This is a genomic window from Nonomuraea sp. NPDC049637, from assembly GCF_040675235.1.
Taxonomy (GTDB): Bacteria; Actinomycetota; Actinomycetes; order Streptosporangiales; family Streptosporangiaceae; genus Nonomuraea.
The window spans coordinates 125,442-138,409 of the sequence record NZ_JBFAOM010000008.1 but is presented as its reverse complement, the minus strand read 5'-3'; the positions used below and the strand labels follow the sequence as shown (position 1 = coordinate 138,409).

At 73.5% G+C, this 12,968-nt stretch carries 12 protein-coding genes; 4 read left to right on the top strand and 8 right to left on the bottom strand.

All coding sequences use genetic code 11. The annotated features are described in order from the left end of the window. Positions 1–11 precede the first annotated feature (11 nt). Entirely contained in the window at positions 12–548 is a 537-nt protein-coding gene (locus tag AB0J71_RS14010) for a TetR/AcrR family transcriptional regulator (protein ID WP_352323502.1), read from the top strand. A 75-nt stretch (positions 549–623) separates the two neighbouring features. On the opposite strand, the gene AB0J71_RS14005 is transcribed toward AB0J71_RS14010, so the two are convergent. Genes AB0J71_RS14005 through AB0J71_RS13970 form a run of 8 tightly spaced genes read right to left on the bottom strand, consistent with a single transcriptional unit; the run spans position 624 to position 8,111 of the window. Further along, entirely contained in the window at positions 624–773 is a 150-nt protein-coding gene (locus AB0J71_RS14005; protein WP_352323501.1) for a hypothetical protein, read from the bottom strand. Between the two features lie 46 nt (positions 774–819). Beyond that, positions 820–2,505: a serine/threonine-protein kinase gene (locus AB0J71_RS14000; RefSeq protein ID WP_364414347.1), complete on the bottom strand. Its 1,686-nt coding sequence runs from the start codon at positions 2,503–2,505 to the stop codon at positions 820–822. A gap of 25 nt (positions 2,506–2,530) precedes the next feature. Then, the gene (locus AB0J71_RS13995) at positions 2,531–3,481 is read right to left on the bottom strand and encodes a hypothetical protein (protein WP_364414345.1); all 951 of its coding nucleotides are present in this window, start codon (positions 3,479–3,481) and stop codon (positions 2,531–2,533) included. 54 nt (positions 3,482–3,535) lie between these two features. Next, the gene (locus AB0J71_RS13990; protein ID WP_364414343.1) at positions 3,536–4,234 is read right to left on the bottom strand and encodes an HAD family phosphatase; all 699 of its coding nucleotides are present in this window, start codon (positions 4,232–4,234) and stop codon (positions 3,536–3,538) included. After that, entirely contained in the window at positions 4,227–5,297 is a 1,071-nt protein-coding gene (locus AB0J71_RS13985) for an ABC transporter ATP-binding protein (RefSeq protein ID WP_352323497.1), read from the bottom strand. The genes AB0J71_RS13990 and AB0J71_RS13985 overlap by 8 nt, the downstream gene beginning before the upstream one ends. Next, positions 5,294–6,148: an ABC transporter permease subunit gene (locus AB0J71_RS13980; protein WP_352323496.1), complete on the bottom strand. Its 855-nt coding sequence runs from the start codon at positions 6,146–6,148 to the stop codon at positions 5,294–5,296. The genes AB0J71_RS13985 and AB0J71_RS13980 overlap by 4 nt, the downstream gene beginning before the upstream one ends. After that, positions 6,136–6,960 (bottom strand): ABC transporter permease subunit, encoded by an 825-nt coding sequence (locus tag AB0J71_RS13975; protein ID WP_352323495.1) that lies wholly within the window; start codon positions 6,958–6,960, stop codon positions 6,136–6,138. Before AB0J71_RS13975 ends, AB0J71_RS13980 begins: the two co-directional genes overlap by 13 nt. Then, positions 6,957–8,111, bottom strand: a complete 1,155-nt coding sequence (locus tag AB0J71_RS13970) for an ABC transporter substrate-binding protein (RefSeq protein WP_364414341.1) — start codon at positions 8,109–8,111, stop codon at positions 6,957–6,959. Before AB0J71_RS13970 ends, AB0J71_RS13975 begins: the two co-directional genes overlap by 4 nt. Positions 8,112–8,223: 112 nt before the next feature. Between AB0J71_RS13970 and AB0J71_RS13965 the strand changes: the two genes are divergently transcribed. The 3 genes from AB0J71_RS13965 (at position 8,224) to dnaE (ending at position 12,957) form a co-directional block, all read left to right on the top strand. Further along, the gene (locus AB0J71_RS13965; RefSeq protein WP_352323493.1) at positions 8,224–8,970 is read left to right on the top strand and encodes a GntR family transcriptional regulator; all 747 of its coding nucleotides are present in this window, start codon (positions 8,224–8,226) and stop codon (positions 8,968–8,970) included. A gap of 79 nt (positions 8,971–9,049) precedes the next feature. Beyond that, positions 9,050–9,316, top strand: a complete 267-nt coding sequence (locus AB0J71_RS13960) for a DUF6504 family protein (protein WP_352323492.1) — start codon at positions 9,050–9,052, stop codon at positions 9,314–9,316. Beyond that, positions 9,316–12,957, top strand: a complete 3,642-nt coding sequence (gene dnaE, locus AB0J71_RS13955; protein ID WP_364414339.1) for a DNA polymerase III subunit alpha — start codon at positions 9,316–9,318, stop codon at positions 12,955–12,957. Before AB0J71_RS13960 ends, dnaE begins: the two co-directional genes overlap by 1 nt. Positions 12,958–12,968: the final 11 nt, after the last annotated feature.

Genomic DNA, 12,968 nt, shown 5'->3' with positions numbered 1-12,968 from the left:
TTCGCGACGCCGTGCGCCAGGCGACCCTGGCCGAGCTGGCGGCCCATGGATTCCGCGGCCTGACGGTCGAGAACGTGGCCGAGCGGTCAGGCGTGCACAAGACCACCGTCTACCGGCGGTGGGGCAACGTGGAGGGCCTCATCTCCGACGCCCTGGAGCTGGCCAGGGACGAGCCGTGGCCGATCCCCGACACCGGCAGCGTCGAGGGCGACCTGCGGGCGGTCGTCCAGCTCGTGCGCGGCGGGTTCGCCGACCCGGAGCTGGGGCCGGTGTCGTCGGCGTTCGTGGCGGCGGCCGTCCAGAGCCCGGAGGCGGCGCGGGCCCTGCACGAGTTCTTCGCCGCCCGGCACGACCAGTCGGCCGAGGTGGTGCGGCGCGCGATCGCCCGCGGCGAGCTGCCCGACGTCGTCGACGTCCGGGAGGTGATCAGGGTGGCCGTCGCCCCGGTCTACTACCGGCTGTTCGTCGCGCACGAGCCGGTGAGCGAGCGGGACGCCGACCGCGCCGCCGACGCCGCCCTGGCCGCCGCCCGCGCCGGAATCCTCTGAGCCCCCGATCAGAGCAGCACCTGGAAAAGGGGCCCGACGGGGGCGGCCGCCTGGAAGGGGCGGCCGCAGGGCTGGTCAGGGGCGCCGGGTGCGGAACCGGTCGAGGAAACGCCGGGCCTTCTCCTGGTTCTGCGGGTCTCTGGCCATGCGCTTGGCCTTCTCGACGGTCTGCCTGCCTTCAGGGCTGCGCAGGTACGCGCGCACCCGGTCCATGAGCTTCGCCATGCACATCCCCTACCCCGATGACCGCCGGGAACGCGGGCCCGCCGGTCTAGGGCTCCTTCTGCCCCCGCAGCTCGAAGTCGTCGAACGTCATCTTCAGCAGCGACTGGGTGTCCTTGGGCGTACGCGCGAACAGCCCGACGTACCCGTTGCCGAGCCCGTTGGGGTCGTCGGCCTGCTGCACCCGCTTGTCGTTCACCCACATCGTCAGCCGCACCCCGGCGCCGCGCTGCTCGCACGAGGCCACGATGCGCATCCGGCCCTCCGGCTTGGCCACCTTGGCGGGCTGGGTCAGCGTGCCGCCCGCGCCGTCGTACACGCGGCGGATCCGGGCGTTCCCCTCGGTGTCGAGGCCGAACTCGTAGTAGGTGTCGTCGTCGTCGGAGTTGTGGCAGTACAGGCCGTACTCGCCGTTGCCCGCGTACTCCCCGACCTCGGCGGTGACGCCGACGACCACCGACGACGGCAACATCGGCGTGGGCGTGGCCGAGGGGTCGGGGGTGGTCGTGGGCGTGGCGACGAGGAAGGGGATGGGGGCCTTGGCCCGCTGTTCCTCGCGGCCGTCCTCCACGTCGAGCCCGTACGTGCCGTCCGCGCGGTAGCCCTTGCTGCCCGTGGCGTCGGGGTCGTACGTGCCCGGCCAGCCGCCGGAGGTCTGCGTGAAGTCCTCCCGGTACAGGACGCCCAGGTCGTCGGGCGGCCCGCCCGGGGTGAGCACCGCCCAGGCCGTCGCCGCGCCGGCCACCAGCACCGCCGCGGCGGCCGCGCCGATCCCGATCAGCCTGCCGCGCCGCTTCGCCGCCGTGCCGGCCGCCGTGTGGGCCGCCGTGTGGGCCGCCGTGTGGGCCGCTGTGCCGGCTGCCGTGGGCGCGACATCGGTGAACGGCGTGGTGGCGTGCTGCCAGGCCACCTGCACGGTGTGCGCCGCCTGCTCGGGCGCCGCCGAGCGGCCCACGAGGTGGTCGAGGAGCTGCTGAGCGGTGGGCCGCGCGGCCGGGTCCTTGCGCAGCGCGGCCCCGACCAGCTCGCGCAGGCCGGGATCGACGTCGTCGAGGCGGGGCTCGGCGTTGAGCACCTGGTAGACGATGGAGGGCAGCGTGTCGCCGCCGAACGGCGCCCGCCCGCTCGCCGCGAACGCGATCAGGCAGCCCCACGAGAACACGTCGCAGGCGGGCGAGACCGGCTCGCCACGCAGCACCTCGGGGGCCATGTACCGGGGCGTGCCGACCAGCTCGCCGGTGCCGGTGACGCCGCCCAGCGTGTCGAGCGCCCGCGCGATGCCGAAGTCGATCACGCGCGGCCCGACGGGGGACAGCAGCACGTTCGACGGCTTGAGGTCGCGGTGGACCACCGCGGCGCCGTGGATGGCGGTGAGCGCGGTGGCCACGCTGACCGCCAGCGCGTCGAGGCTGGACCCGCGCAGCGGTCCCGACCGGCGGACGGCCTCCTCCAGGTTGGGGCCGGGCACGTACTCGGTGACCACGTAGAGCAGGTCGCCGTCGAGCGCGGCCTCGAGCACCGCGGCGGTGCAGAACCTGCGGACGCGGCGAGCGGCGTCGGCCTCCCGGCGGAAGCGCATCCGGAACTGCTCGTGCTGACTGAGCTCCGGATTGATCACCTTGATGGCGACCTGCTGCCCGGCGGGATCCTCGGCGAGGTGGACCGTGCCCATGCCACCCCGCCCGAGCACGCTCAGCAGCCGGTAGCGCCCGATCTGGGATATTTCACCGCTCACGGCGGCCCAGCTTACCGATTGGCGGCTATCGCCCGCAGGACGCGCACGCGCCGCGCGTACGCCGCGCGTACGACCAGGCCGCCCCGGCCATCCCGGCGCCCCACACCACGTACCCGGGCACGGCCACCCAGAAGAACGCCTCGGGCAGATCGCCGCCGGAGAACGGCACGCCCCCGCTGAGCCGTTCGGCGGCCATCTGCCCGAGCGCCACCCCGAAGTAGGCCAGCAGCCCGCCGGACACCCCCACCCCGGGCCACAACACCAGCCGGCGCGGCACCGGACGCCCGGCCAGCCACGGCACCCATCCCGGCCACACCCGCCCGAACCGGTGGACGAGCGCCAGCGGCAGCAACGTCCCGGCGAGCAGGAACTCGATCTCGAACGCCACCGCCCCGGCCCGGTACGGCACGACGTCGAACCCGACGGCCGCCTGCGCCGCGATCCGCGCCAGGCAGCCGGCCACGGAGACGTAGGCCGCGGCGAAGGCCCACCCCGGCGTACGCGCGAGCACCCGGGACGAACGCCGCCCGCACGCCGCGCAGGCCCCCGCGGCCCGCCGCCGGTAGGCCGCGGCGGACCGCCAGAGCAGCACCCCCGAGCCCACGCAGGCCGCCTTGCTGAGCGCCCCCGCCCACGAGAACGGCATGCCGAGCCCCGGGACGACCGCGGACACCACGTCGAGCAGCAGCAGCGCCCCCGACACGTTGAGCGCGCCGCCCACCGCCCACGCCAGCGCCGGCGGCGCCCATCCCAGCGGGCCGTCCGGGCGCGCGGCCATCAGGCCGACCAGCGCCGCCGCGGCCGCCGCGCACAGGCCCACCGCGGCCCAGCCGGTGAACACGATCAGGTCCGACCCGATCGGCGACATCCGCTCGGGCATGTGGCCGAGCTCCCAGTAGACGCGCAGGCCGCCGTAGAGGACGACCAGCGCGAGCGCGACGGCGGGCGTCCTGACAATCTTCACGTGCGGGGTCATGCACGACATCCTGCCGACGCCCGCGGGCCCGTCCCTCCCCTGCGGGAGGCGGGCTCATCCCCCGTGCGGGGGAGCGCCGCGCAGCCCGGCCCGCACCCGGCCCAGCCCGTGTGCGGGGTCCACCACCAGCACGCGGCAGCCCGCGGCGGTGGCCGCGGCCACGCCCGCCGGGCTGTCCTCGACGGCCACGCACCGCGCCGGGGCCACCCGCAGCCTGCGGGCCGCCTCCAGGTACGGGTCCGGGTGCGGCTTGCCCCGGACGGTGTCCTCGTCGGCGATCACCAGGTCGAACGCGTGCCCGAGCCGGGGCAGCACGAGCTCCGCGATGCTGCGGGGGGAGGCGGTCACCAGAGCGGTCGGGACGCCCGCCGCGGCCAGCTCGGCCAGCAGCTCCGGCGCCCCCGGCACGACCGTCAGCCCGGTCCTGACCCGCTCGGCGAACGCCTCGGTGAGCGCGCCCGCCACCCCTTCCGCGCTCGTCCCGCCGCTCGCTCCACTGACCCCGTCCACCAGGTACGCGGCCGTGTCGCCCACCGTGCGGCCCGTCACGTGCGGCGCGTCGGCGGCCGTCAGCGCCCGGCCCAGCGACCGGGCCACCGACGCCGCGGCCTGCCACCAGAGCCCTTCGGTGTCCACCAGCGTGCCGTCCATGTCGAACAGAACCGCGTCCGGCGTGCCGTTCACACAGGACAGGGCCGCGTCCGGCGTGCCGTCCGCAGAGGACAGGGCCGCGTCGGCGGGCCTGTCAGGCATCGGCCGACAACACCGGCGCGGGCGCCGTCACCGTACGGGCGGCCACCAGCACCGGACGCTCCACCAGCCGGACCGTGACGCGGGCCCCCGCCCCCAGCCGGGCCGCCTCGTGCCCCGGCACGTCGGCCAGCACCTCGCCGCCCTCCAGCGACAGCCGCAGCCGCACCGAGGCGCCCCGGAAGGACGCGGCCAGCACCTCGGCGCCGCCCTCCGGGTCGGGCGTGACCCGGACGGCCTCGGGCCGGATCAGCACATCCACGTCGGGCTCGGCGGGCGCCGGGCCGTCCACGGGGAGGAGCTGGCCGAGCACGGTGACGCCGTCCCCGGACAGCCGCCCGGCCAGGTGGTTCATGGCCCCGACGAACTCGGCGACGAACGGCGTGGCCGGCCGGTCGTAGACCTCGGCGGGCGGCCCGCACTGCTCCAGCCGTCCCTCGCGCAGCACTGCGACCCGGTCGGCGATCGACAGGGCCTCCTCCTGGTCGTGGGTGACGAAGACGGTGGTGATGCCGAGGTCGAGCTGCAACCGGCGGATCTCCTCGCGCAACGTCACCCGCACCTTGGCGTCGAGCGCCGACAGCGGCTCGTCCAGCAGCAGCACGCGCGGTTCCAGCGCGAGCGCGCGGGCCAGGGCGACGCGCTGCTGCTGGCCGCCGGAGAGCTGGTGCGGGAAACGGTCGGCGTGGGTGGGGAGGCCGACGAGTTCGAGCAGCTCGGCGGCCCTGGCGTGCCGGACGGCCGCGGGCGCCTTGCGGACGCGCAGGCCGAAGGCCACGTTGTCGCGGGCGTTGAGGTTGGGGAAGAGCGAGTAGGACTGGAAGACCATCCCGGCGTCGCGCTTGTTGGCGGGCACGTTCGTGATGTCCTTTCCGTCCAGCAGCACCGCGCCGGAGTCGGGCCGCTCGAACCCGGCCACGCAGCGCAGCGCCGTCGTCTTGCCGCAGCCCGACGGCCCCAGCAGGGCGACGAACTCGCCGGGGGCGATGGTCAGGTCGAACCCGTCGAGCGCGACCGTCCTGCCGAACACCCGGCGCAGCCCGCGGAACTCCACCGCAGCGGTCATGATTTCTTCCTTCCACTGAAGACGGTGGAGACGGCGAGCAGCAACGCCCAGATGAGCAGCAGGCTGAGGATGGAGACCGCGACGGACAACTGCCCCTTGGAGCCGGAGACGGTCACGATCCAGACCGCGAACGGCTCGTAGCCGAGCAGGCTGGCCACCGTGTACTCGCCCAGCACCAGCGCGAGCGTCAGGAACGACGCGCTGGCCAGGGCCGAGCGCAGGTTCGGCACCACGACCCGCAGCAGCACGTGCGGCCAGGACGCGCCCAGGTTCCGGGCGGCCTCGACCAGCGTGCGCACGTCCATGGTGCGCAGCCCGGCGTCCAGCGAGCGGTAGACGAACGGCAGCACCAGCACGACGTACGCGAGCACGAGCACGACGGGGAACCCCGGGTCCTGGATCGCGATCAGCGTGCCCCAGAACGGCGTCGGCGCCAGGATGTCGGCCCCGTCACGCAACGAGGTCGTCAGCCCGGCCACGAACGTGATCGGCGGCACCACCAGCGGCAGCGTGCACAGCACCTCCATCACCGGCCGCAGCCGCGGCGCGAACAGCCGTACGGCCAGCATGGCCGGCAGCGCCAGCAGCAGGACCAGCACGATCGTCGCGGCGGCCAGCGACAGCGACAGCAGCAGCGAGCGCGCGAAGCCCTCGGCCGTCAGCAGCTCGCCGTAGGCGGAGAACGAGACCCCGGTGGCCGGGTTGTGCACCGTGTACCAGAGCGAGGCGCCGAGCGGGATCAGGAAGTAGGCCGCGGCCAGGGCGAACACCAGGCCGCGCCACCAGCGGGGCCGGGCGGGCGCCTTCGCCGCCGCCGCGGCGACGGGCTCCAGCCCGGTCAGCGCAGCCATCGGGAGCTCCTCCTCTGCAGCGGCAGGTAGATCGCCATCACCAGCCCGGCCACCACGATCATGTCCAGGCTGAGCGCCAGCGCGATGTTCTCGTAGCCGACCAGCACGTCACCGGTCAGCGCGCTGGCGATCTTCAGGGTGACCAGCGGCACGACGGTGCCCACCATGGCGTTGGCGGTCGCGTACGCCGAGAACGCCGATCCGAACAGCAGCACCACCCCGCCCAGCATCGCGGGCGCGAGCACCGGCAGCGCGACGAGACGCCAGTAGTGCCAGGCGGTCGCGCCGCTGTTGGCGGCGGCCTCGCGCCACTGGGGCCTCAGCCCGTCCAGCGCGGGCGCCATGACCAGCACCATCAGCGGGATCGCGAAGTACAGGTAGACGATCACCAGCCCCCAGAACGTGTACAACGACCCCGAGGGCAGCCCCACCAGGCCGCTGATCACGCCCGAGTTGCCCAGCGTGGCGATCCAGAAGAACGCCAGGGGCACCCCGCCGAAGTTGGCCAGCACGCCCGAGGCGGTCAGCACGGCCTCGCGCAGCAGCGTGAAGCGCGAGGTCACCACGGCGTAGGCGAGGAACGTGCCGAGGACGGCCCCGGCCAGCGCCACCACGGCCGACAGCTTGACGCTCCCGGCCATGGCGACCAGGTAGCCGCCCTGGAGGCTCTGCGCGAGGTTGGCCAGGCTCGGCCGTCCCTGGACGGTGAAGGCCCCCGCGACCAGCGCGACCGCCGGGACCCCGAAGACGAGGGCGAAGAAGGCCAGCAGGGGCAGGGCGCCGGCCCAGCCCCTGGAACGCGGGCGGGTCATCCCGAGATCGCGGCGTCCCAGCCGCTGGCCAGCTTGGCCTTGGCCGCGTCGACCTGCTCGGGCGTGGGGAACTCGGGCGTGCCCTCGACCTGGGGCAGCTTCGCGGCCAGCGCCTTGTCCACCGTGCCGTCGGAGGTCATGGACGGCAGCAGCACCGGACGGGCGAAGCCCTTGAGGTAGAGGTTCTGGCCCTCGGCGCTGTAGAGGTACTCCTGCCACAGCCTGGCCGCCGCCGGGTGCGGGGCGTCCTTGTTGATCGCCTGGGCGTACATCTGGAAGTACTTGCCGTCGGTCGGCACGTTCACCTTCCAGTCGAGGCCCTTGGCGGCCATCTGGGGGGCGTAGGCGGCGTTGTTGTAGTCCCAGTCGATGCTGATCTGGGTCTCGCCCTTCTCGATGGTCGCCGGGGTCGTCTCGACCGGGTTGTAGTTGCCGGCGTCCTTGAGCTTCTTGAAGAAGTCGATGCCGGGCTGGATGTCGTCGAAGGAGCCGCCGCTGGCGATCGCGGCGGCGTACACGCCGGCGAAGGCCGAGCCGGACTTGGTGGGGTTGCCGTTCATCGCGACCTTGCCCTTGTACTCGGGCTTGAGCAGGTCGGCGTAGCTGGTCGGGCAGTTGGCGATCTTCTTGGCGTCGCAGCCGATCGAGACGTAGCCGCCGTAGTCGTTGGTCCAGAGCCCGGTCGGCTCCTTCTGCCCCTCGGGGATCTTGTCGAACGACTGCACCTTGTACGGCGCGAACAGCCCTTCCTCGGCGCCGCTGATCGCGAACGACTGGCCGAGGTCGAGCACGTCGGGCGCGCGGTCCTGGCCCTTGCGGGTCTTGACGGCGTTGATCTCGTCCGCGCTGGCCGCGTCGGGCGTCTCGCTCTCGATCTTGATGCCGTACTTGGCCTCGAACGACTTGATGATCTCGCCGTAGTTGGCCCAGTCGGGCGGCAGCGCGATGACGTGGAGGTTGCCCTCCTTCTTGGCGGCCTCGACGAGCTTGTCGAAGCCGCCGAAGTCGGCGGCGGAGGCGGCGGTCGCCGCGTTCGCCCCGCCTTCGGCCGTCTTGGTGGTCTGCTGGCTGCTCGGGGCGGCGCCACACGCCGCGGTGACAACGGTAAGGGCCGCGATGACGCCGGCCGCACGGGCGCGAGGTGTGAACACGTCGCCTCCACTCTCCGGGGGGTGTGGAAAGAACTTAGGGGAACTTGTACAAACAAGCGAGCACCAGTAAGTCGCATAAACATTGCTCTTTCGTGAATGGAGAAGGTCGCGAATGGTTGCGCGCTATGAACGGATAGCCGCTGAGCTGCGTGATGACATCCTGGCGGGCGCGTACCCGGTCGGCTCCCAGCTTCCGAGCGAGGCCGAGCTGGCCACCCGGCACCGGGCGGCGCGCGGGACCGTGCGGCAGGCGGTGGCCGTGCTGGTCGCCGAGGGGCTGGTGGGATCGAGGCAGGGCGCCAGGCGCATCGTGCTCGGCAACGCGCGCAGCCAGAGCTTCGCCGAGCTGCACAGCTTCGCCCAGTGGGCCAGGGCCAACGGCTACCGCATCGGCGGCCAGGTGATCTCCCAGCGCCGCCGGGCCGCCACCGCGCCCGAGTCGGCCAGGTTCGGCGGGGACGAGGTGCTGGAGGTGCTGCGCCTGCGCTCGCTGGAGGGCGAGCCGGTCCTGGTCGAGCGGACCGTCTACGCCGAGTGGGTGGCTCCCGCCGTCGAGGCGCTGGCCGCCGACTGCGCGTCCGTCACCGAGGCCCTGTACGAGTCCGTCGGCCTGATCTTCGCCTACGGCGAGCACCTCATCGACGCCGTGCCCGCCGGCGCCGGGGACGCCCGGCTGCTGGGCGTGCGGCGCGGCAGCCCGCTCCTGCGCCAGCGCCGCGTCACCACCACGCACGAGGGCCGCCCGGTGGAGTCCTCCGACGACCGCTACCGGGCGGGCAGCGTCACCTTCAGCATCCGCAACTCGATCGGCGCCAACCCCCTGACGCGGCGGGCGGGCGACTTGCGCTTCGGGCCGTAAGAACATATGTTCGATACATAAGCGCCCGTCTTCCCCCGGGTGGCTCAGCAAAGGAACCAGAGCCGCGGGGAGAAGCGTCTTGAGCAGACTCTATGGCGATCCGATAGAGGTGTGGACCAGAGACGGCGAGCCGACCCAGTTCGTCTGGCGCGACCGGCTCTACCTCGTCCGCAACGTGCTCGACCACTGGGTCGTGGCGCGCGAGTGGTGGAAGACCGGCGAGGGCGACCCCGGCGAGCGCCGCTTCTGGCGGGTGGAGGCGAGCCCGGGACGCGAGGTCGGCTCGTACGAGCTGCGCTACGACACCGCCGGCGACGGCTGGCTGCTGCTGCGGGCGTGGGACTGATGGCGCCCCCGTTCCCGCACCTCGACGTGGCCTCGGCCTACTCCATGAGGTACGGCACCGCCTTCCCGCACGCCCTGGTGGAACGGGCCGCAGAACACGGCATGGACATCCTCGCGCTGACCGACCGCGACGGGCTCTACGGCGCGGTCAAGCACGTCCAGGCGTGCGCCGACGCCGGGATCGCCCCCGTGGTCGGCGTGAACCTGGCGCTCGACGTCCCGGCCGTCCCGGCGGCGCCCGGCATGCGCGCGCCGCGGCCCAGGACCGGGCCGGCCGCCGAGGACCGGATCACCGTGCTCGCGCGCTCCGGCGGCTGGTCGCGGCTGTGCCGCCTGGTCACCGCCGCGCACGCCGCCAGTGAGCGCGGCGCGCCCAAGGCGACCCGCGAGCTGGTCGGCGCCTGGGCCGGCCCGGCGGGCGGCGACCACGGGTTCGGCGCCGAGGACGGGCTCGTGGTGCTGCTCGGGCCGCGCTCCGACGTCGGCCGCGCGATCGCCGAACGCCGCGACGAGCAGGCCAGGACGCTGCTCGGCCGGTGGCGCGCCGCCGTCCCCGGCGTGGTGATCGAACTGGTCGACCAGTACGGCTTCCGCGACGCCACCACGGCCGTCCGCATGCTCGGCCTGGCCGAGTCCGCCGGCGTGCCGGCCGTGCTGACCAACGCCGTCCGCTACCTCGACCCGGCCGACCACCAGGTCGGCGACGTGCTCGACGCGGCCCGCCGGCTCGTCCCGCTGCACCCGCGGCACCTGGAGAGCACCACCTCGCACGCCTACCTCAAGAGCACCAAGGAGATGTGGCAGGTGGCGGCCAAGGTCTGCGGCGCCGACCGGGAGCGGGTGGCCCGGCTGCTGTTCACCACCAGGCGCCTGGCCGAGGCGTGCTCGATGGACCCGCTGCGGCTGCTCGCGCTCAGGAACGACCCGCCCGACCTCAATCTGCCCGAGGTCGGCCGCGACCCGGTGCCGCTGCTGCGCAACCGCGTCGAGGACGGCCTGGTCAGGCGCGGCCTCGACCGTTCGGGGGAGGCCAGGGAACGCCTGCGGGCCGAGCTGGACGTCATCGAGCGCAAGCGCCTGTCGGGGTACTTCATCGCCGTGGCCGGCATCACCGACATGATCCGCGGCATGGACATCCGCTGCGCCATCCGCGGCTCGGGCGCCGGCAGCCTGGTCAACTACCTCATCGGCATCGGCGAGGTGAACCCGCTCGAACACGGCCTGCTCATGGAGCGTTTCCTGTCGGAGGGCCGCGTCGGCCTGCCCGACATCGACGTGGACGTGGAGTCGGCCCGCCGGCTCGACTGCTACAAGGCCATCTTCGAACGCTACGGCGAGGCCCGCGTGGCCTGCGTGTCCATGATGGAGACCTACCGCGCGCGCAGCGCCATCAGGGACGTCGCCGGCGCGATGGGCCTGCCGCCGCACGAGATCGACGCCATCGCCAAGGCGTTCCCGCACATCAGGGCCAGGCAGATCACCGCGTCCCTGGCCGACCTGCCCGAGCTGCGCGAGAGCCGGCTCGGCGAGGCCGGGCTCGACCGGGTGTTCCGGCTGGCCGAGAAGCTCGACGGCCTGCCCAGGCACATCGCGCTGCACCCGTGCGGCGTGCTGGTCGGCAACTCGGGCCTGCGCGACAGGACGCCGGTGGAACGCAGCCTGCTGGAGTTCCCGATGTCCCAGTTCGACAAGGACGACGTGGAGGAGGCCGGCCTGCTCAAGCTGGACGTGCTGGGCGTGCGGATGCAGTCGGCCATGGCGTACACGCTGAGCGAGATCAAACGCGTGGACGACATCGAGGTCAGGCTGGACGAGCAGGCCGGCGACGACCCCGGCGTCGAGTACGTCCCGCACGACGACCAGGAGACCTACGACATGATCTGCGCCAGCCGCACGCTCGGCTGCTTCCAGATCGAGTCGCCGGGCCAGCGGGAGCTGGTGGCCAAGCTGGAGCCGCGCCGGATGCACGACCTGATCGTGGACATCTCCCTGTTCCGGCCGGGGCCGGTCAACTCCGACATGGTCACCCCCTACCTGGAGGCCAGGCACGGGTGGCGGCAGCCGTACTACCCGCACGCCCGGCTGCGCGAGGCGCTGAAGGAGACGCACGGCGTGGTCGTCTTCCACGAGCAGGTGCTGAAGATCATTTCGGTGATGACGGGACGCGACCTGTCCTTCGCCGAGACCCTGCGGCGCACCCTCGGCACGCCGGAGGGCCGGGAGCGGGTGCGCAAGGCGTTCGTGCCGCTGGCCAGGGCCAACGGGTTCGGCGACGCGGCGGTGGAGCGGGCCTGGAAGGTGCTCGACGCGTTCGGCGCCTTCGGGTTCTGCAAGGCGCACGCGGCGGCGTTCGCGCTGCCCACCTACCAGTCGGCCTGGCTCAAGCGGCACCACGCGGCGGCGTTCTTCGCCGGGGTGCTCACCCACGAGCCCGGCATGTACCCGCCGCGCGTCATCATCGACGAGGCCCGGCAGTGCGGGGTCGAGATCCTGCCGCTCGACGTCAACGGGTCCGGCAAGGACTGGCGGGTGGAACGGCTCGGCCCGCGCCCGCCGCTGCGGCTCCGGGTGAGCCCGTCGGAGCTGGGGGAGGAGCGGCGTCCGGTGCGGCAGGAGTTCAGGATCGGGGAGATCGGCCGCGGTTACGCGCTGCGGGTGCCGTTCTCGGCGATCAAGGGGGTGAGCGAGGCCGAGGTCGAACGCATGGTGGCCGGGCAGCCGTACACGTCGCTGGCCGACTTCTGGGACCGGGCCAGGCCCTCGCGGCCGACCATCGAGCGCATCGTCCAGGTCGGCGGCCTCGACGCGCTGCACGGCCTGCGTCCCGGCGGCCCCCGCTGGCGTCCGGGCGAGCTGACCAGGCGCGACCTGATCGCCCAGGTGGGGGCGCTGGAACGGGCGTCGTCGATCGGCGTGCGCTCGGCCGCGCCCCGGTCCAGGCGCTACACCGCGGCGCCGCCGCGCCCCCGGGCCGAGCCGCCGTCCACGCAGCTGCCGCTCGGCTTCGGCGAGCACCTGCCGCCGGGCGAGCTGCCCGAGATGACGGAGACGGAGATGGTCGAGGCCGAGCTGGAGATCCTCGGCATCGACGTCAGCCGGCACGTCATCAGCTTCCACGACGAGCTGCTCGACGCGCTCGGGGTGGTGCGCTCCAAGGACCTGCTGGCCCAGCGCAACGGCGCGGAGGTGCTGGTCGCGGGGGTGAAGGTGGCCACCCAGACGCCCGCCGTGCGCTCGGGGCAGCGGGTCATCTTCACCACCCTCGACGACTCGACGGGGCCGGTCGACCTGACCTTCTTCGAGTCGGTGCAGGGCAGGTGCGCGGCGACGGTGTTCGGCTCGTGGCTCATGCTGGCCAGGGGAGTGGTCCGCCGTACGGGGGCCCGCGCGGTCTCCATGCGCGCCGTCGACTGCTGGAACCTGACCGACCTGGACGCGCTGTGGCGGGCGGAGGGTGTGGAGGCCGTCCGCGCCCTGCTCGACCGGGCCCCGGAAGAGCGGCCCGGCGTCGGCAGACGCAGGATCGAGTACGCCAACGGCTTCCGGCTCTCGCCCTACTCCGACCTCGGCCCCGCCATCGCCGCCCCGCCCCGGCAGCTCTGGCACGCCAGCCCCGGCAGCTCCGGCCCGACGGCGGCCTGACCCCGTACCCG

Coding starts and splice junctions, on each gene's coding strand:
- AB0J71_RS14005 (WP_352323501.1), bottom strand. CDS start 773: ATGGCGAAGCTCATGGACCGGGTGCGCGCGTACCTGCGCAGCCCTGAA.
- AB0J71_RS13995 (WP_364414345.1), bottom strand. CDS start 3,481: ATGACCCCGCACGTGAAGATTGTCAGGACGCCCGCCGTCGCGCTCGCG.
- AB0J71_RS13990 (WP_364414343.1), bottom strand. CDS start 4,234: ATGCCTGACAGGCCCGCCGACGCGGCCCTGTCCTCTGCGGACGGCACG.
- AB0J71_RS13985 (WP_352323497.1), bottom strand. CDS start 5,297: ATGACCGCTGCGGTGGAGTTCCGCGGGCTGCGCCGGGTGTTCGGCAGG.
- AB0J71_RS13980 (WP_352323496.1), bottom strand. CDS start 6,148: ATGGCTGCGCTGACCGGGCTGGAGCCCGTCGCCGCGGCGGCGGCGAAG.
- AB0J71_RS13975 (WP_352323495.1), bottom strand. CDS start 6,960: ATGACCCGCCCGCGTTCCAGGGGCTGGGCCGGCGCCCTGCCCCTGCTG.
- AB0J71_RS13965 (WP_352323493.1), top strand. CDS start 8,224: ATGGTTGCGCGCTATGAACGGATAGCCGCTGAGCTGCGTGATGACATC.
- dnaE (WP_364414339.1), top strand. CDS start 9,316: ATGGCGCCCCCGTTCCCGCACCTCGACGTGGCCTCGGCCTACTCCATG.